Here is an 18,781-nt window from a genome sequence, read left to right as displayed (position 1 = left end):
ATCTGCGTATTTTTTTTAAAAAACACATAGAAACATAGATTTTTTTGATGTGCTTAGATGTGGTTATAAAAGAAAAATACTTCTTTCGTAGAGCGCTATGAGCTTATATCCAGAGTGGAACGCCTTTTTACGAGTACAACATCTATGTTTCTATGTGTTTTTTAAAAAAAATATGAGTAACGGATTGATTATGCTATTTTTTCCTTCCAGACCGGCAATTTTACCCCTTTAAAGACAAGCCATAAACTAAGTGCCAATTCGGCAATTAAACAAGGCATTAATATAATGAGACTTGAAAGTTGCGGAGCCAGAATTAAGGCAAAACTATTGGTTAAATAACAGATTCCGGCAATAGACATTAAAACTCCGATTGCTTTTGGAAAATAACCTGATTTAAAGATCAAATAACCTTCAAGCAAGCATACAAATCCAAAAAAGATCAATCCGATTCCGAAACCAAAATCATGCAGTTTGATAGAAAGATAAGACAAGGTATGCAACTGATCGGGGCTGAAAGATTTTAGATATTCGGCACCACCCAAAAAAAACAAAGCTGCGAGAAGATTCAGTTTATTAGCTACTAAAACAGCAGTTTGAATCAAATTAAACGATAAATTTAAGAGTGCCAGTTTTCGGTTTACAGGTTTTAGCAGATAATAAAGAATGATCATTACTGGTAAATCGCAAATTTGCATGATGAGATCTGCAGTAATACCAATTTTCCATAAAAATGGCGAATGTATAATGTTATTGGCGGTTGCGTTGGCATCTCCGGATACAAATAATTTGTTTCTGACAAAAGTCTCAGCGAAGAATCCCATGACAATGATCACCAGATATAAGGCTCCGGCGATGCGGGCATAAAGTTGTGGTGAAGTTTCAAAATTTTTCAGGTTAGTGTTCATTTTGTGGTTTTGGTTTTTCGTAAGACGTCTGACACGGAACATTGTTACTGTTTATTTTAACATTTTTTTATAATATCATTTTTTCTTCAGATTAAAGTAGTAATTTTAATACGTTATTTTAAGGGATAATAATTTAAAATTGAGTCGTATGAAAAAACTATTCCTAATGATTACCTTTTTGTATAGCAGCTTTTTAATAGGTCAAAATGAAGTTTATCCGAACAAAGTTGTTACTCCGCCTGAAAAAGTAGTGTTTACGTTTCAGAAAGAATATCCCGGCAAAGTTCCGGTCTGGACATTGAAATACGTTGGAGATGATGATGACGAAATTCGATATGAGGCCAAATTCAAAAAGGATAAAAATACCAATGCGTTGGCGGTTTATGATAATTTAGGAGTTCTAAAAGCCTTTGAATTGCAGATTCCACTAAGTCAGTTGCCACAAAAAGCACAAACGTATCTGAAGAAAAATTACGCTGCAAATGCTATTAAAGAAGTAGCGGTTGTCGTAGACGATAAAAACAAAACGACCTACGAAGTTGGAATTCAAAAAAACTCCAAATTCTATGATGTGGTGTTTGATAAAAATGGAGGCTTTGATGTAATCATCGAGAAAGATTAAAAAAAGGAATTCTTACTAACTCAATATATTGAAAATAACGAACCCAACAGATTTCTAAAATTTGTTGGGTTTAGTTTTAGTGTCGGGTTTAATACGAAATCTATATATTGATAATATAAAATTACAAATTCATTCCACCTGAAACTTCGATGCGTTGTGCATTTACCCAACGTGCCTCTTCAGTACATAAAAAGGCAACTACACCACCTATATCGTCCGGTAAACCCACTCTTCCTAAAGCCGTAACTGCAGCTATATTTTTGTTCAATTGTTCGTTGTCGCGAACCACACCACCTCCAAAATCGGTTTCGATTGCACCCGGAGCGACTACATTGGCTCTGATTTTTCGTTCACCCAATTCTTTTGCCTGATATTTGGTTAACGTTTCAATAGCCCCTTTCATAGAGGCATAGGCGGAAGCACCCGAAAAAGAAAACCTGGCTAAACCGGTGGAGATATTTACGATTCCGCCGCCATCATTCATAAGATTTAATGCTTTTTGAGTTAGGAAGAAGGGGCCTTTAAAATGTATATTCGTTAATTGATCAAATTCGGCTTCCGATGTTTCCATAAATGAATTGTGGAGTCCGGTTCCGGCATTGTTTACTAAAAAGTCAAACTTATCTGTTTTAAAGGTCTTTTTTAGAGTTTCTGCAACAGAGCTGAAAAAGGGATCAAAAGTACCGGAATCGGCAACATTTAATTGAAGCGCGGCTGCTTTCTGACCTAAGCTTTCAATTTCTTTTACTACCGAATCAGCCTCTTCTTTTTTGCTGTTGTAGGTTATAATTACATCGATTCCTTTTTTGGCAATTGCAATCGCCATATTTTTTCCTAAACCTCTGCTGCCACCTGTTACCAGAGCAATTTTTGTATGTACTGCCATTTTATTTTATGTTTTAAATTGATTAAGACAAAGGTAGGGGCGAAGTAGTGTGGGGGAATTGTAAATATCAAACCGATGTTTGCGAAATTCAAATCAGATTAATGATTAATGAGTTATGAGTTAAGTGTCAAGAGTACAAACTCAACAACTCACATTTCACATTTCACATCTCACAATAAACAATTAACTGCGAAAGGCCAAAGGCGTAAAGGAAGTTTGTTTTTTAAAGAAGTTGGAGAAATGGGCCAGTTCTTCAAATCCTAATGAAAAGGCAATTTCAGAGATATTCCAATCCGTTTGTTTTAAAAGAATTTTGGCCTCACTGGTCAGACGGCTGCTGATCAATTCGGTTGTGGTTTTTCCGGTATTCTCCTTTAAAACCTTATTGAGATGATTCACATGCACGGATAATCTTTCGGCAAAATCTTTTGCGGTTCGGAGTTGTAAGCGCTGATTTGGAGATTCGATAGGGAATTGTCTTTCCAGCAGTTCAGCAAATAAAGAAGACACTCTGGCGGCCGAATTGTGCTTTGAATACAATGCAGTTATAGGCTGTAATTTTTGTCCGAAGTGAATTAACTCGGCAACATAATTCCGAATCAAATCGTATTTGTAAATATAATCAGAGTTGATTTCTTTTTGTATTTTGTTGAAGATCAGTTCTGCTTCTATCACTTCTTCGTCGGTTAACTGAAAAATCGGATAACCATCAGAAGCAAAAATTGGAAGTTCGTCTAAATCAATTCCGCTTTTTGTTTTCGATAAAAACTCACTGGTAAACACACAAAATTGTCCCGATTGATTGCTGTCCTGTGGCAAATAATTGTACGGAATTTTAGGTGTTGCGAATAGAAGACCCTGTTTTTCGATCTCGATTATCTTATCCGCATATTCAGCACGATTTTTACCTTTAATCAAACTGATTTTGTAGTAAGCGCGTCGGTCATAAGGCATGATAGCCTTTCCCTGAAGACGTTCTAAAAGCTCTTTGATGTTAAATACATTAAAATGACCAATTTCTTTTTGAATATCATTAGGCAATAATGAACTCGGTTCAATAGAAGAGCCTTCGGTAATATCTTTGTAAAAGGAATCCAGTGATTTCATAGCAGAGAATTGTAAAATTCAAATATACGGAAAAATGAAGTTACAGGTTTCAAGTTTGAAGTTTCAGGTTTTCTACTCTCCACATCTCACATCTTGCATCTCACAAGAAACATTTAAAACAAACTTCCCTGGATTAATTCCGGTTGAGGATTACTGCCAAAAGGAACAGAATCAATCACAAAAAACTGTTTTTTTACCCTATCGAATTCACGTAAAAGAATTGCTTCGCATGTAAATTCCATTGTAATAGTAGTAAAAAGCTGCGATGCTATTTTAAGATTCTCATGAGTTAGTTTTCTACCAATAGAAATATGAGGATCACTGCTCTTTTTAAGATTTGAAAGCTGTAACGCTTCCTGCGTCTTTTTCATGATTGGTTTTAAATTCTCTTTTGATTCTTCGTTTGGAGCAATGAAGAACGCACCGCTTTCATAAGAGCCAAAACGATCCAAAAGCACCTCAAAAGGAGTAAAGCTATCGCAAACTTTTATAAGCTTTTGTTTGAATTTGTCTATTTGAGAATCGTCAATTGTAAATTCACAAATCGTAATATGCGCAATCGAATTTTTACTGTTGAACCAGCCAATTTTAGTTGCTAGAAGTTCTTTCATTAATTTTATGGCCTCAATTATTTCTTCTGAGGGGTGTATGACAACTGAATATTTCTTTTCCATTTTTAGCGTTTGCTTTGTGCAAATTTAGATAATCTGTTTGCATTGGTGCAGTTTAAGAGCAGGATCTTTAAAACGGAGGAAACACAGGTAAAAGAAATACTTGTATCTATAATTTTCCTTTAAGATGTAGTCGATACTCTATTTCTGATTTTAATAATCCGCTTCCACCTCCAAAATGTTCAATTACTTCGACATCGGGTTGCTCTTTCAGGCAAAAAAAGGTAAATTCTTTCTCGATATGATCTTCGATTCCGGAACTCAAAAGAACAATGTCAATTTTGTTGTTCAGAAAATATTCCTGAGCTAATTTTTCGTCACTGAAACCAACTGCATTCCAGTTTTTATAAGCATTAACCAGTCTTATTAAAATCTCCAGTATTGCCTGATTTTTTCCTAGTAGTAAGAATTCGTATGTTTTCATAATCAGTAGTTTAAAGAGGTGCTGAGTTGCTAAGATGCTTGGATTCTAAGTTTCTGGAATCTTTGTATCTTAAAATTTGACCTATACTTGACAAATGTAGTAGTAAAGAATTTGCTACAACTTAATCTAGAATAAGAAAACTTGCAGGTTTTAAGAATTTAAGACTTCCAACCTTAGCGCCTTAGTACCTTAGCCTCTTTAAAAGAAAAATAAAAGATTTTCAAGCTTTAGTATTTCAGACAGTCAGTAACTTAGAGGTATTAGAACGGAAAAGATTTTTGGAATGTGGAAAGGCGTAATGATTTCTCTAAAGTTGCTTGTACTTTTGCACCGTAGAAACCGTGGGTTTATGTCGTGTCTACCTTTTACGCGGCATATAGGTTGCTATAATTAACTGTTTTTGGAGAAACAATTTTTTAATTACAATGAAAATTTGACTTATTCATTTGATCGTGGGTATAAGCTTTGTATGAATTTGCAAGATTACAAAAGAGTCTTATTTTTATAGGGTTTTTAGATCTGGTTGGTTGGTTAACCGAGTCTAAAGACCCTTTTTTTTATGTACTCAGGAATAAAAATCCGGCGATCCATAGACGGATAAACTCCCAGTTCATTTTAATTTTTTGAGGGGAGAAACCATAAAAAGTTTTAAAAGCAGCGGAGAAATGAGAGACATCTTTATATCCGCATTTGTAAGCTGCTTCACTAACGGTGATAGTTTTATTCTGAAATAATTCTTTCGCGCGCTCCATTCTAAGCCTGATGATGTAGCTTTTTACAGTGGTGTGAAAACAAGCTTTAAAGCCTTTCTTAAGTTTAAATTCATTTAAAGAGATTAGTCTGGAAAGCTCTGTCAGAGTGGGGGCATGAACAAAATCTTTGTCTAAAAGCTGTTTGGCTCTTAGTAATTTGTTATAGTCCTCTTCGTCAATTTGATCTTTTTGAATGGGTAGGGTGGTGATAGCGTCGAGTTGGTGTATTAATAGTTCTTTTACCTTTGTTTCGATATACATTTTTTTTAGAGCCCCCTGTCGGTTACAGGCCTTTATTTCGTGAATTAGCCACTGTATCGCTGGTGAAAACGGAATGTATTTTGAATGGAGGTAGCTTGATTTTTTAAGCAGAATATTTTTTGAAAATTTTTCGTGAAGTTTCCAATCTTCATTAATAATGGTATAGTAAAAGTCTTTGGATAAAATAATGGATAAATAATTAATTTGCTCAAAAGCCGGAATTTTAAAAGTAGCTTTATAATTATTAGCGTAGAAGATATTATGTGTATCTTCTATTGAGTATTTCTCCGTTTCCAATTGGTCAATATAAGTTTCTACATTATTACAACAAATAAAATTCATCACCACAGATTCTGTATCAATTTCAAACAGGACGGTTTGAGGTGTCGAAAAATACATCTGAGTATCAAGTAAAACCATTCCTTCAGCAATAAGATGTCTACTTTTTATAACTTCGATATCAGGGTTTGAAATGTTAATGTTTTCTTCTGTAAAATGATTTTTTGGGTACCATTTATCGCCAATCTCAATTTGAATAATTGGACTTTCATGGGCTAAAAGTTTCGATTTGATTTTCAAAATATAATCCGTTTTTACAAAATAATAATCCGTTTTTCCCTATTTGTTTTGAGGGTGTTGATGGTACTTTTGCGGCAAAGTTATTTATAATTAGTCTAATTAAAGATATGACAACTCACAAAATTTTATTTTTTAGTATATTTTTTCTTTTTTCGTTCTTATCATTTTCTCAGCAAAATCAAGGTGTCTCGGTTAGTGGACAGGTAATTGAGAATTCCGGGAAGACCATTCCTTACGCTACAATTATAATTGAAAAGACAGATTTAAGTATTATTTCAGATGAAAACGGAAAGTTCCTTTTTGGAAATGTAAAACCGGGAAAACATATTTTAAAAATTACCGCGATTGGTTTTTCAACACAAAAAAAACATATTGAAGTATCAGCAAATAACAATGCAAATTTTTCCATTCAGTTAGAAAGTGAATTGAATGAATTGGAAAGCGTTACAGTACTGGGACGTTCTCAAACAGAAAAAGTAAATAAACAAGCCTATAGCGTTACCGCAATTGACGCTAAAAAACTGCACAATTCTACTCTTGATCTGGCACATGCGTTAGACCGGGTTTCGGGAGTACGTGTTCGGGAAGCGGGGGGAGTAGGATCCCGATCGGAGCTCTCTATTAATGGTTTTCAGGGAAATCAGGTAAAATTTTTTATTGATGGAGTTCCCATGGATAATTTTGGATCATCGTTTCAAATGAATAATATCCCGATTAATCTTGCTGACCGCGTAGAGGTTTATAAAGGTGTAGTGCCAATCTGGCTCGGTGGTGACGCTTTGGGAGGTGCGGTAAATATCGTTACGAACAGTAAACCAAGAACTTTCTTAGATGCTTCTTATTCTTTTGGATCTTTTAATACACATCGAAGCAGCATTAATGCAGGGTATACTTCTAAAAGTGGTTTTACGACAGAAATTAGTGCTTTTCAAAACTACTCGGATAATAATTATTGGGTAAATGTAGACGTCGCCGATTTGAATACTGGGGCCTATTTTCCGGATCAGCGTGTTAGACGATTTCATGATAAATACCGTAATGAGACTGTGATTTTAAATGTTGGTCTAACAGGAAAAAAATATGCCGATAAATTATTGTTCGGTTTTACAGCTGGCGAAAATAAAGCTGATATCCAAACAGGTGCCAGAATGGTAAGTGTTTTTGGACAGGTTTACCGTAAAGGAAATATTTTAATGCCAACGTTAAAATATCAGGTAAAAGATTTTTTTACAAAAGGCCTGAATTTTAATCTTACCGGAAACTACAACTTTGGTGAAGAACAAAATGTAGATACTGTTTACAGAAGATACAATTGGTTTGGAGATTATAAAGAATATGATGGGGCAGGAGGAGAAAGAAGCCGTACACTACGAAAATTTAAAAACAATAATGGTGTAGCAACAGCCAATGCGACTTATGCTTTGGGAGAGCGACACTCTTTTATGCTAAACAACACCTTTACAACTTTTGACCGTAAGGAAAGTGATGAGTTAGTTCCCGAATCTTTGATATATAAACAGCCTAAAAAAACGCAAAAAAACATTTTAGGAATAGGGTATAAATTTGATTACAACGAGAAGTGGAGTACTTCGGTATTTTTAAAAGATTACTCCTTAAAAACTACTTATTCGAGAAGTTATAATCCGTCAGGAAATACAGGAGATATTGCTTATCAGCAATTTACGGACAATACCTCTACAACAGGATATGGTGTAGCAACCAGTTATTATCTAAGGCACAATTTGCAGCTAAAAGCTTCTTTTGAGAAAAGTTACCGACTGCCATCACCAGAAGAAATCTTTGGAAATGTGAATGATAATTTAGAAGGAAACCTGGGGTTAAAGCCGGAAACCAGTAATAATTTTAACATTGGTGCAAGTTACCAGACGAGCTTTAATAAAGTGAATGCCTTATCGTTTGATATCAATTTTTTGCATAGAAATGCTACTGATTTTATTCGTCCAACGCTTAATAACAATCAGACTATGACAACAAATGTGAATCAGGGCAAGGTTACCAATTATGGTATTGATGGTGAAATCAGATATTCGTATCGCAGGCGTTTTACAGCAGGATTTAATGCCACTTATCAAAACATTAGAAATATGACAGAGTATGAACCTAATCAGAACTATGTTTCTACTTTTTATAAAGACAGAATTCCAAATATGCCTTTCCTTTTTGGAAATGCCGATGCGACCGTATTTTTTAATGATCTTATAAAAAAAGGCAATAATTTATCTGTAGGGTATAATCTATTATATGTGCATACTTACTATTTGTCCTGGCCAAGTATGGGAAGCAAGGATAGTAAATTAGAAATTCCGCAGCAGCTAAGTCACGACTTAAATACTGTCTACACACTTGCAAACGGCAAGTACAATATTGCTTTTGAATGTAAAAATGTCCTTGATAATAAGCTTTACGATAATTTTTCATTGCAAAAACCTAGCAGGGCTTTCTACGTCAAATTCAGATATTTTTTCAATAAATCAAATAAATAATTTTAATACAAACACATAATAACATGAAAAAAAATAGCACATTAGCTTTATTGGCTTTCTTAACGTTTACCACATTCTCTTGCAGTAGTGATTCTGATAAATCAGGAAACGAAACTGGTGGTGGAGGTGATACAGGAAAAACAAAATATATTATTACGGCCACAACCGGTGCTGCCGGAATTGCAGATTATTTATTAACTACCGATGATATTTCGACCGGATCTATTACAACAATGGGTAACGGGTTAGAGCAAGACGGAACATACCGTTATTATATTACAGCGCAGAATAATTTCTTTAGTTTGCTTTACGGACAAGGAAATCCGGGAGCCGTAACAACTTACAACCTGAATGCGGAAGGGAAACTGGTTAAAAAGTCTAATTTTCAGGCTGAAACGGTACATGTTTTCGCAGCGGTAAATAAAGATATTTTAACGATAAAAGTACCAAGAAGCGGAGCAGCTTCAATTGCTTCTATGTACAAAATTGATGCTGAAAAATCGCTAATTACCGTTGAAGCACAGCAAGATACAAAAAAACTTGCCGGAAACGGAGAAAGAGCATTTTTTACCTGGGCGACACAGGTTGGTGATAAAGTATTTATGCCTTATATGAGTATTAAGGGTGATGGAGTTGATAATTTTGGAACTAAAAATCCTGATAGTACCTGGGTTGCTGTGTATAATTATCCGGAACTTAAATTGCAAAAAGTAATCAAGGATAACCGCACAAGTTATTTGGGTGCTTATTTTACAAACGGATTATTTCAAGATGAAAATGGTGATGCGTATGGTTTTTCAGGTGCAATTGCGTCAAGCAATGCCGTTTTGACTTCTACAAAACCAGCGGCGGTAGTACGAATTAAAAAAGGAACTACCGAGTTTGATAAATCTTACTTCTTTAATGTACAAGAGAAATCAGGAGGATTTAAAATCTCTGCAACAAATTACATTTCAAAAGGGAAATTTTTATTGTTGATGTACGGAAATGCAGGTAAAAATAATGGAGTTCCTAAACTGGCTATTGCCGATGTGTACAACCAAACTTTTACCTGGGTAACAAATGCTCCGGCAACATTAACTTCTGTAACGAGTCGCTATAATATTACTACAGAAGATGGTAGTTCTGCTGTAGTAGGGATTAATACTCCTGAAGGCAACTGGATCTATACTATTAATGGTACAACTGCGGTTGCTACTAAAGGTAAAAAAGTTGAAGGAGGCCAAATTACCGCAATTGCGAAATTAAAATATTAAAAATGGTTTTTTTATAGAACCGTAGGCTTACTGTGGCCTGCGGTTTTTTTATTTATCTTTTATACACTTTTAAATATGTTTTCTTCTTCTTCAAAGTCAAATCCAAATAAGAAAAAAAGTAAAAAATCACTATTCAAGCGCGTAATGGCGTGGCTGCATTTATGGCTGGGGCTGGCATCGGGAATTATTGTAGTTATTGTCAGCCTGACCGGATGTATCTATGTTTTTGAAAATGAGATAAGAGACTTTATTGAAGACTGGCGCTATGTTGAACCTCAGGAAAAAGCTTTTTTACTGCCATCGCAACTGGTTGGGATTGCAGATAAAACAATGAAAGGTAAACACGCTACAAGCATTACTTTTGGAGAAAAAAATGAAGCCGCCATTGCTGGCTACTTTACAAAAAAGAAAGAAAAAGAAAATGGTAAAGAGGAAAAAATCGGCAATAAAAATAAAAGCGAAAAGACTGTAGGCAAAGGGAAGGGAAAAGAAGAAAAAACTAAAAAAAGAAGAAGCAGTATCTTTACCAGTGTCTATATGAACCCTTATACCGGAGAAGTTCTCAAAGTTAAATCCGTTTCAAGAAGCGATTCTCCTGATTTTTTCAGGTTCATCCTAAATGGCCATCGCGCTTTATGGCTGCCATATGATATTGGTCGGCCAATTGTTGGGGTGGCGGTTCTTATATTTGTTTTTTTGCTCCTTTCGGGATTGGTTTTGTGGTGGCCAACCAAATGGATAAAATCCATTCGGGATAAGAGCTTTAAAATCAAATGGTCAGCCAGTTTTAAACGCGTCAACTATGATATGCACAACGTCTTAGGTTTCTACAGTATGATCTTTCTTTTGATTATATCAATGACAGGGCTCGTTTGGAGTTTTGGATGGTTCAGTAAATCATTGTATTGGGTGACGTCAGGCGGGAAACCTTTAGTGGAAAACAGAGAATCTCCAAAGTCAGATACAACGCACGTTAAGACATTTGAAGTAAGCACAGTCGATCGTGTTTTATTGAATATTTCAAAGCAAAATCCTCAGGCATCGGGAATTATGGTTAGCATTCCCGAAAAACCTTCAGATCCTATTGGTGCTTTTGTGTACAAACAGAGAAACACCTACTATAATATGGACCGCTACAGTTTTGATCAGCAAACCTTAAAAGAAATATCAATAAAAACACCTTTTTCAGGCAAGTATATCGAGGCCAATATTCCGGATAAAATCCGCAGGATGAACTATGATATTCATGTTGGATCGGTGCTGGGACTTACCGGAAAAGTTATCGCTTTTTTTGCCAGTTTAATTTCTGCCAGTTTACCAATTACCGGGTTCTTAATTTGGTGGGGAAAACAAAAATTTGGCAAAAAACCTGCGGTAGCTCCAAAAGTAGGAGTAAAGGCAGTTTCAGTTGTTAAACCGAAAGAAATAGTAGAAAAAGAACTGTCACTTTAGTTTTTTTTTCAGTATTCAAAAAGGGCGAAACTTTACCGGTTTCGCCCTTTTTGTGCAGTCAGTTTTAATGGCTGTATCCATGCGTCCGAAGCCATTCTTCGCAATCTTTAGTCCAAAATTTACTGGTATTGTTTGCGCCCAAGCCAAAACCGTGCCCGCCTTTTTCATAAAGATGTAACTCAGCCGGGACATCATTTTTTTTGAGAGCGAGATAGTAATTGATACTATTCTCCGGTAAAACTACTGTATCGTCTGTAGCGTGAATTAAGAAAGCTGCCGGTGTCTTTGAGTTCACTCTCTTTTCGTTAGAATAAAAATCGAGCAACTCCTGAGAAGGATGGTTTCCTAATAAGCTGACTTGGGAACCTTTGTGTGTAATATCATTTTGCATAGAGATTACCGGATAGATTAAAAGCGAAAAATCCGGACGGGCACTTATTTTAGAACTTGTTTCATAGGTCACATCGTCATAATGAGTCGCTAAGGTCGAAGCCAAATGCCCTCCGGCAGAGAAGCCCATAATGCCAATTTTATTGCTGTCTATGCTGTATTTTGCTGCATTTTTCCTTACGTAGCGCATAGCTTCCTGTGCGTCCTGTAATGGGCCGATATTTTTGTCTTTCATGATCTGATCGCTGGGTAATCTATATTTGATGACAAAAGCCGCAATTCCTAAACCATTCAGCCATTTGGCGACCTTCGTACCTTCTTTGTCAATCGCTAAATGTTGATATCCTCCGCCTGGGAAAATGAGAACAGCAGTTTGGTTGGGTTTAGGTTCTTTTGGTAAAAAAACACTCAATGTTGGAATGGTGACTAAACTTGTACTCTGTACTTTTCCATCTTTTACAGACTCATTTTCTATATAATTGGAGGTTTTTAGCTCTCCTGGAATTGCATTCCACAACGGTATTATTTGATTTTGTGCTTGTAATTTAGACTGCATTACTGTGAATAGAAACAGGGTTAGGAGTATTTCTTTGGTGCGATAGTGTTCTAAAAAATTTATTTTTTTCATGAATTATTGGAATATTTAAGAGAATTGAAAACTGATTTCAAAAATATTTTTTGGGTTGTTTTTAAGCTTCAGTAAAAATGTAACAAATGATTTTTGCCTGCTAAGCTACAAGATTATTAGGGATTCGTCAAAAGTGAAAGTTTTTTGGACAATTTTGACACATAAAACGGACAAATTTCACACAATAGCTTTTAACAAATATATTGTTTAATATGTAATTTTGAGTTCTTTTTTTTGATTGATGTGTTTAATTATTAGTTTAAATTAATTTTTTATATAATTTATTTGGAATATAAAGATTTAAAACTATATTTGTGCAATCGATTACATTTGTTTAATTTTGCTAGATTTAATTCATTGGTGCTGCTGTTTTGTATCACGTTTTAACTACAGATTAAATTACCCGAAAAAATATCAATTTTTATAATAAACCATTACCATGAACCAAACAGATGCAGTTATTATGAGCCAAGCCAAAAAATCTACAGGAAGTTATCGTTGGAGTATATGTGCGTTGCTATTTTTTGCTACTACCATTAATTACTTAGACAGACAGGTACTTTCTTTAACCTGGAGCGATTTTATTGCTCCTGAGTTTCACTGGACCAATAATGACTATGGGAATATAACCGCTCTATTTTCTATATTTTATGCCGTTTCGTTATTGTTTGCGGGAAGATTTGTGGATTGGCTGGATACTAAAAAAGGATTCCTCTGGGCGATCGGAATTTGGTCTTTTGGAGCTTGTTTGCATGCCTTTTGTGGTATTGCCACAGCCGGAATCATCACGGGAAACTGGTTTGTAGGTTTTGAAGGTGCAAAAGAAGCAATTCATCTTGTGAAAGATACCGGACTGGTAATCAATGTAAGTGTAACCTTATTCATCTTTGCCCGCTTTGTTCTGGCTGTAGGTGAAGCAGGAAATTTCCCAGCCGCTATTAAAACAACAGCCGAATATTTCCCTAAAAAAGACAGAGCATTTTCAACCAGTATCTTTAATGCAGGAGCAACTGTTGGGGCTTTAGCAGCTCCTATATCGATTCCGTTTATCGCAAAATCGTTTGGATGGGAAATGTCGTTTATCATTATTGGTGCTTTGGGTTTTGTCTGGATGGGATTTTGGATTTTCATGTACGATAAGCCGGAAAAACATCCAAAAGTAAGTGCTGCAGAATTAGAGTATATTCAACAGGACGATGTGGCAGATAGTAAATTAGAAGGGTATGTGCCGGAAACAAAAGATAAAGTTTCATTCGTAGATTGTTTTAAATACAAACAAACCTGGGCGTTTGCCTTTGGGAAGTTTATGACCGATGGTGTATGGTGGTTTTTCTTATTCTGGACTCCGGCTTATCTAAGCTCGGTCTACGGAATGGATTCTACACAGGCTGCTTTACCCTTATTTGTTTTATATATGATAACCTTGTTGTCTATTATTGGTGGCTGGCTGCCAACCTATTTTATAGAGAAAAAAGGAATGAACCCATACGAAGGAAGAATGAGAGCGATGCTGATTTTCGCATTCTTTCCGTTACTGGCTTTAATAGCACAGCCTTTAGGGTATATAAGTTACTGGATTCCTGTAGTTATTATTGGTATTGCTGGAGCAGCCCATCAATCTTGGTCGGCTAATATTTTTACAACAGTAGGAGATATGTTTCCTAAAAAAGCAATTGCAACGATTACTGGAATTGGCGGATTAGCGGGAGGAGTTGGTTCAACTTTTATCAATAAAGGATCAGGGATGCTGTTTGATTATGCAAAAGAGAATAATATGTCGTTTATGGGCTTTCATGGAATTGAGGCCGGTTACTTTATCATTTTCTCAATTTGTGCCGTTTGTTATTTAACAGGCTGGTCTGTAATGAAAACGTTAGTGCCAAAATACAGTCCGATTACGAATCTTTAGGATTTTTAAGAGCCAGCTAAATCCGGACTAAAATCAGATTTAGAAGTTAACAGGAATAAAGGATCAACTGTAGTGTATTTTTTAAACAATGGTTCAGTTTCGGAATCGACAAGAGAAGTTTTAGCAAAAAAATAAAATAAATTTTAGTTTCAATTATGGTTTTTAGGGATAAAAATCTAATTTTGTGCAATCGATTACATTAAAATAAAATTATGACAAAATATAGTTCAAGATACGCGTCAAGCCCCGAAGCAGTAAAAAAGTACGACACTCAGGAATTGAGAAATGAGTTCTTAATTGATGACCTGATGCAGGAAGATGAAATTGTATTAACCTATTCTCATTATGACAGGTACATTGCCGGATCAGCAGTTCCGGTAAAGGATTTGACTTTGGAAAGCATTGATCCGCTTAAAGCAGGTTATTTTCTGGAAAGAAGAGAAATGGGAGTCATCAATGTAGGTGGTAAGGGATCTATAGAAGTGGAAGGAGTTACTTTTGAATTAGATTTTAAAGATGCTTTGTACATAGGAAGCGGTAACAAAGAAGTAATCTTTAAAAGCGAAGACGCTAAGAATCCTGCTAAGTTTTATATCAATTCGGCTCCTGCTCACACGACTTATCCAACGGTAAAAGTAAGTCTTGCAGAAGCCAATAAACTGGAATTGGGTACTATGGAAACGGCCAATCACCGTACCGTAAACCAAATGATTATTGGAGGTGTTGTAACCACTTGCCAATTGCAGATGGGAATGACCGAGTTAAGACCGGGAAGTGTTTGGAATACAATGCCGGCACACGTACACGATAGAAGAATGGAAGTATATTTTTATCTGGACATTCCCGAAAATCAGGCCGTTTGTCATTTTATGGGACAGCCTCAGGAAACGAGACATATCTGGATGAACAATCATCAGGCAGTTATTTCACCGCCATGGTCCATCCACTCCGGTTCAGGAACCAGTAATTATACTTTTATCTGGGGAATGGCCGGTGAAAATTTAGATTATGGAGATATGGATGTGTGTAAAATCACCGATTTAAGATAAGAAATTATGATAAACTCATTATTTGATATAAAAGGAAAAGTGGCCCTGATTACAGGAAGTACACACGGACTGGGAATGGCAATGGCAAAAGGATTGGGTGAGGCAGGTGCAATAATTGTGATAAACGGTAATTCTTCTCAGCAAAAAATTGATGCTGCAGTAGCAGAACTTCAAAAAGATGGAATTCATGCAGTGGGATATAAGTTTAATGTAACGGAGGAAATGGAAGTTATTGCCGCCGTTCGACAAATTGAAAATGAGGTTGGACCCATTGATATTCTGATCAATAATGCAGGAATCATCAAAAGAATTCCGCTGATCGAAATGGAAGTAGCCGATTTTAAAGAAGTTATCGATATCGATCTGGTAAGCCCGTTTATTGTATCAAAGCATGTGGTGAGAGGAATGATTGATAGAAAACGAGGCAAGATAATCAACATTTGTTCGATGATGAGTGAGTTAGGCCGCAGTACGGTAGGAGCTTATGCTGCTGCAAAAGGCGGTTTGAAAATGCTAACCAAAAATATGGCTACTGAATGGGCAAAGCACAATGTTCAGATCAATGGTATTGGTCCTGGTTATTTTGCTACCGAGCAAACAAAACCGATTCGTGTTGACGGACATCCATTTAATGATTTTATCATCAGCAGAACACCGGCTGCAAAATGGGGAGAAGCAAGTGACTTAGCGGGAGCAGCGATATTTTTATCTTCAAAGGCGAGTGACTTTGTTAACGGTCATATTTTGTATGTCGATGGTGGAATTTTGGCTACAATTGGTAAACCATCAAACGAATAATTATTTCAATTATATTAAAAAGACATGAGTTCAAATACCTTCATAAACGATAATTTTTTACTTGAAAATAAATTTGCTGAAGAGTTGTATCACGCTTACGCTAAAAATCAGCCCATCATAGATTACCACAATCATTTGAATCCTCAGTTTATTGCCGAAGATAAAATTTTTGACAACATTACAAAGGTGTGGATCAATGGAGATCATTACAAATGGCGTGCGATGCGTACATTAGGAATTAACGAGCAGTTTGTAACCGGAAATGCTTCGGATAAAGATAAGTTCTTAAACTGGGGAAAAACGGTTCCGTATACGATGCGTAATCCTTTGTTTCATTGGACCCATTTAGAACTGGCCCGTTATTTTGATATTTATGATTTGCTAAATGAAAAATCGGCAGAGAAAATATATATCGAAACGACTGAGAAAATTAATTCTCCTGCCTACAGCACACAAAACCTGCTTAAAAAAGTAAATGCTGAATTAGTTTGTACTACCGAAGATCCTATTGATAGCCTGGAGTTTCATCAGAAACTGGCCAAGAATCCAATTGGAACCAAAATGAGTACGGCATTCAGACCTGATAAAGCGATCTTAATTTCTAATGATGGCTATAATGCATATCTGGACACATTAGGGGATGTGTCCGGAGTTGCAATACACACGTACACAGATTTGTGCAGCGCATTAAGAAACCGAATTGAGTTTTTTAATCAAAATGGCTGCAAGCTTAGTGATCATGGTCTGGATCAGATTTATTTTGAAGATTTTACAGAAACTGAAATCAATACCATTTTCAAAAAGAAAAGAGAAAACAGAATTTTAAGTCAGGAAGAGATTTTAAAATTCCAAAGTGCCGTATTGTTATTCTTGTCTGAAACGTATCATGAGTTTGGATGGGTGCAGCAGTTTCACTTAGGAGCTTTACGAAATAACAATGCCCGTATGCATCGAATTTTAGGACCGGACACCGGTTGGGATTCTATTGGAGATTATCCGCAGGCACAAAAGTTATCAGGCTTTTTAAATGCTTTGGACAGTAAAGATAAATTGACCAAAACGATTATTTACAACCTAAATCCGGCTGATAATGAAGTGATGGCAACCATGATTGGAAATTTCAATGACGGAAGTGTCAGAGGAAAAGTGCAGTTTGGATCAGGCTGGTGGTTTTTGGATCAGAAAGACGGAATGACCAAACAATTAAATGCTCTTTCCAACATGGGACTAATTAGTTGTTTCGTAGGAATGCTCACAGATTCAAGAAGTTTCCTGTCTTTCCCGAGACACGAATATTTCAGACGTATTTTATGTAATCTTTTGGGAGACGAAATCAAACGTGGTGAGCTTCCAAATGATATGGAATGGATTGGGAAATTAGTTGCCGATATTTCATATAATAACGCAAAAGAATATTTCAAGTTTTAAGAAAGAAGTTAGATGTGAAATGTGAGATGTCAGTGTGAAACTGAGACTGAAAACTGAGACTGAGAATTTTTAACAATAAGTCTTAAAATCCATTTAATCATTGTAATCAGTGAAAAAAAATATAATATGAATAAAGTAGTTGCATTCGGAGAAATTATGTTGCGTCTTTCGACGGAAAGGCATTTGCGTTTTTCGCAATCTACAGCATTTGGCGCTACGTATGGAGGCGGTGAGTTTAATGTTTGTGTGTCTTTGGCGAATTATGGTGTAAACGCAGAATTTGTAACAAGATTACCCGAGAATGAAATTGGTGCTTCGGCCTTAAAAGAAATGCGAAAGATGAATGTAGAGTCTCGTAATGTAGTTTACGGAGGAGAACGTTTAGGGATCTATTTTCTCGAAACCGGTGCAGGAACACGTGGCAGTAATGTCGTTTATGATCGTGCGCACAGTTCAATGGCAACTATTGAAAAAGGAATGATTGACTGGGAGAAAGTGCTGGAAGGTGCGAGCTGGTTTCATTGGAGCGGAATTACACCGGCAATTTCCCAAAGTGCCGCCGAAGCCTGTTTAGAAGCAGTTAAAGCAGCTCATAGGTTGGGAATTACAATTTCCTGCGATTTAAATTACAGATCAAAATTATGGCAATATGGAAAAACGCCAAGTGATGTAATGCCGGAACTGTTGCAATACAGCAATGTTATTTTAGGTGATATTGATACCGCCTATTTTATGTTGGGAATTCCCAAAGTCAATCCGAATTATCAGGATGAAAAATCGCTTCCGGTTTTGTACAGTAAATTGTTTGATCTGATTCCGAATTTAAAAACAGTAGCAACAACCCTGCGTTATTCCGTAAGCGCATCACACCAGAGAATTGGCGGAATTTTGTTCGACGGAAAAGCAATTTATCAGGCAGCCGTAAAAGAAGTTACACCTGTTGTAGACAGAGTAGGAAGTGGAGATGCTTTTATGGGAGGCTTGATTTACGGATTGCAGCAATATCAAAATAACAATCAGCGAGCCTTAGACTTTGCAGTAGCTGCGTGTTGTTTAAAACATACCATAGCCGGAGACTATAATCTGGTTACCTTAAAAGAAGTAGAAAATATGATAGATGGTAATTCTGCCGGATTAGTATCTAGATAAATGATTTAAAT

The 18,781-nt window shown here is 36.1% G+C and carries 16 protein-coding genes; 9 read left to right on the top strand and 7 right to left on the bottom strand.

The features are described 5' to 3' along the window. Positions 1 to 188 precede the first annotated feature (188 nt). Positions 189 to 905: a DUF4386 domain-containing protein gene (locus AC3IS6_RS18460; protein WP_489161537.1), complete on the bottom strand. Its 717-nt coding sequence runs from the start codon at positions 903 to 905 to the stop codon at positions 189 to 191. A gap of 148 nt (positions 906 to 1,053) precedes the next feature. On the opposite strand from AC3IS6_RS18460, the gene AC3IS6_RS18455 reads away from it, so the two are divergent. Further along, complete coding sequence (locus tag AC3IS6_RS18455) at positions 1,054 to 1,527, top strand: hypothetical protein (protein ID WP_489161535.1); 474 nt, start codon at positions 1,054 to 1,056, stop codon at positions 1,525 to 1,527. Positions 1,528 to 1,648: 121 nt separating this feature from the next. On the opposite strand, the gene AC3IS6_RS18450 is transcribed toward AC3IS6_RS18455, so the two are convergent. The 5 genes from AC3IS6_RS18450 to AC3IS6_RS18430 form a co-directional block, all read right to left on the bottom strand. Then, entirely contained in the window at positions 1,649 to 2,413 is a 765-nt protein-coding gene (locus AC3IS6_RS18450) for an SDR family NAD(P)-dependent oxidoreductase (RefSeq protein ID WP_489161533.1), read from the bottom strand. Between the two features lie 183 nt (positions 2,414 to 2,596). Beyond that, positions 2,597 to 3,520 (bottom strand): helix-turn-helix domain-containing protein, encoded by a 924-nt coding sequence (locus AC3IS6_RS18445; protein WP_489161531.1) that lies wholly within the window; start codon positions 3,518 to 3,520, stop codon positions 2,597 to 2,599. 113 nt (positions 3,521 to 3,633) lie between these two features. Further along, positions 3,634 to 4,194, bottom strand: a complete 561-nt coding sequence (locus AC3IS6_RS18440; protein ID WP_489161529.1) for a 2'-5' RNA ligase family protein — start codon at positions 4,192 to 4,194, stop codon at positions 3,634 to 3,636. A gap of 106 nt (positions 4,195 to 4,300) precedes the next feature. Beyond that, the gene (locus tag AC3IS6_RS18435; protein ID WP_489161527.1) at positions 4,301 to 4,615 is read right to left on the bottom strand and encodes a hypothetical protein; all 315 of its coding nucleotides are present in this window, start codon (positions 4,613 to 4,615) and stop codon (positions 4,301 to 4,303) included. A gap of 557 nt (positions 4,616 to 5,172) precedes the next feature. Beyond that, the gene (locus tag AC3IS6_RS18430; protein ID WP_489161525.1) at positions 5,173 to 6,207 is read right to left on the bottom strand and encodes a helix-turn-helix domain-containing protein; all 1,035 of its coding nucleotides are present in this window, start codon (positions 6,205 to 6,207) and stop codon (positions 5,173 to 5,175) included. A 107-nt stretch (positions 6,208 to 6,314) separates the two neighbouring features. Here AC3IS6_RS18430 and AC3IS6_RS18425 point away from each other — a divergent pair, with 107 nt between their 5' ends. From AC3IS6_RS18425 to AC3IS6_RS18415, 3 genes are all read left to right on the top strand, one after another. Beyond that, positions 6,315 to 8,711 (top strand): TonB-dependent receptor, encoded by a 2,397-nt coding sequence (locus AC3IS6_RS18425; protein ID WP_489161524.1) that lies wholly within the window; start codon positions 6,315 to 6,317, stop codon positions 8,709 to 8,711. A 23-nt stretch (positions 8,712 to 8,734) separates the two neighbouring features. Continuing rightward, positions 8,735 to 9,967 (top strand): DUF4374 domain-containing protein, encoded by a 1,233-nt coding sequence (locus AC3IS6_RS18420; RefSeq protein ID WP_489161522.1) that lies wholly within the window; start codon positions 8,735 to 8,737, stop codon positions 9,965 to 9,967. A gap of 75 nt (positions 9,968 to 10,042) precedes the next feature. Continuing rightward, positions 10,043 to 11,419 carry a PepSY-associated TM helix domain-containing protein gene (locus AC3IS6_RS18415; RefSeq protein WP_489161520.1) on the top strand — a complete coding sequence of 459 codons (1,377 nt, stop codon included), beginning with the start codon at positions 10,043 to 10,045 and terminating at the stop codon, positions 11,417 to 11,419. 64 nt (positions 11,420 to 11,483) lie between these two features. Here the strand turns inward: AC3IS6_RS18415 and AC3IS6_RS18410 are convergent, their stop codons facing one another. Then, complete coding sequence (locus AC3IS6_RS18410) at positions 11,484 to 12,437, bottom strand: alpha/beta hydrolase (protein ID WP_489161518.1); 954 nt, start codon at positions 12,435 to 12,437, stop codon at positions 11,484 to 11,486. A 439-nt stretch (positions 12,438 to 12,876) separates the two neighbouring features. Between AC3IS6_RS18410 and AC3IS6_RS18405 the strand changes: the two genes are divergently transcribed. The 5 genes from AC3IS6_RS18405 to AC3IS6_RS18385 all read left to right on the top strand — a co-directional run bounded on the left by AC3IS6_RS18405 (position 12,877) and on the right by AC3IS6_RS18385 (position 18,770). Next, positions 12,877 to 14,346: an MFS transporter gene (locus AC3IS6_RS18405; protein WP_489161516.1), complete on the top strand. Its 1,470-nt coding sequence runs from the start codon at positions 12,877 to 12,879 to the stop codon at positions 14,344 to 14,346. Positions 14,347 to 14,558: 212 nt separating this feature from the next. Next, a complete protein-coding gene (kduI, locus tag AC3IS6_RS18400; RefSeq protein ID WP_489161514.1) occupies positions 14,559 to 15,395 on the top strand; it encodes a 5-dehydro-4-deoxy-D-glucuronate isomerase in 837 nt (278 codons plus the stop codon). Positions 15,396 to 15,401: 6 nt separating this feature from the next. Next, complete coding sequence (locus AC3IS6_RS18395; protein ID WP_489161512.1) at positions 15,402 to 16,193, top strand: gluconate 5-dehydrogenase; 792 nt, start codon at positions 15,402 to 15,404, stop codon at positions 16,191 to 16,193. Positions 16,194 to 16,217: 24 nt separating this feature from the next. Further along, the gene (uxaC, locus tag AC3IS6_RS18390; protein ID WP_489161510.1) at positions 16,218 to 17,621 is read left to right on the top strand and encodes a glucuronate isomerase; all 1,404 of its coding nucleotides are present in this window, start codon (positions 16,218 to 16,220) and stop codon (positions 17,619 to 17,621) included. Positions 17,622 to 17,747: 126 nt separating this feature from the next. Further along, positions 17,748 to 18,770, top strand: a complete 1,023-nt coding sequence (locus tag AC3IS6_RS18385; protein WP_489161508.1) for a PfkB family carbohydrate kinase — start codon at positions 17,748 to 17,750, stop codon at positions 18,768 to 18,770. Positions 18,771 to 18,781: the final 11 nt, after the last annotated feature.

Source organism: Flavobacterium sp. KH_035, assembly GCF_057839565.1.
This window is presented reverse-complemented; position numbering and strand designations above follow the sequence as displayed.

Coding starts and splice junctions, on each gene's coding strand:
- AC3IS6_RS18460 (WP_489161537.1), bottom strand. CDS start 905: ATGAACACTAACCTGAAAAATTTTGAAACTTCACCACAACTTTATGCC.
- AC3IS6_RS18455 (WP_489161535.1), top strand. CDS start 1,054: ATGAAAAAACTATTCCTAATGATTACCTTTTTGTATAGCAGCTTTTTA.
- AC3IS6_RS18450 (WP_489161533.1), bottom strand. CDS start 2,413: ATGGCAGTACATACAAAAATTGCTCTGGTAACAGGTGGCAGCAGAGGT.
- AC3IS6_RS18445 (WP_489161531.1), bottom strand. CDS start 3,520: ATGAAATCACTGGATTCCTTTTACAAAGATATTACCGAAGGCTCTTCT.
- AC3IS6_RS18440 (WP_489161529.1), bottom strand. CDS start 4,194: ATGGAAAAGAAATATTCAGTTGTCATACACCCCTCAGAAGAAATAATT.
- AC3IS6_RS18435 (WP_489161527.1), bottom strand. CDS start 4,615: ATGAAAACATACGAATTCTTACTACTAGGAAAAAATCAGGCAATACTG.
- AC3IS6_RS18425 (WP_489161524.1), top strand. CDS start 6,315: ATGACAACTCACAAAATTTTATTTTTTAGTATATTTTTTCTTTTTTCG.
- AC3IS6_RS18420 (WP_489161522.1), top strand. CDS start 8,735: ATGAAAAAAAATAGCACATTAGCTTTATTGGCTTTCTTAACGTTTACC.
- AC3IS6_RS18415 (WP_489161520.1), top strand. CDS start 10,043: ATGTTTTCTTCTTCTTCAAAGTCAAATCCAAATAAGAAAAAAAGTAAA.
- AC3IS6_RS18410 (WP_489161518.1), bottom strand. CDS start 12,437: ATGAAAAAAATAAATTTTTTAGAACACTATCGCACCAAAGAAATACTC.
- AC3IS6_RS18405 (WP_489161516.1), top strand. CDS start 12,877: ATGAACCAAACAGATGCAGTTATTATGAGCCAAGCCAAAAAATCTACA.
- kduI (WP_489161514.1), top strand. CDS start 14,559: ATGACAAAATATAGTTCAAGATACGCGTCAAGCCCCGAAGCAGTAAAA.
- AC3IS6_RS18395 (WP_489161512.1), top strand. CDS start 15,402: ATGATAAACTCATTATTTGATATAAAAGGAAAAGTGGCCCTGATTACA.
- uxaC (WP_489161510.1), top strand. CDS start 16,218: ATGAGTTCAAATACCTTCATAAACGATAATTTTTTACTTGAAAATAAA.
- AC3IS6_RS18385 (WP_489161508.1), top strand. CDS start 17,748: ATGAATAAAGTAGTTGCATTCGGAGAAATTATGTTGCGTCTTTCGACG.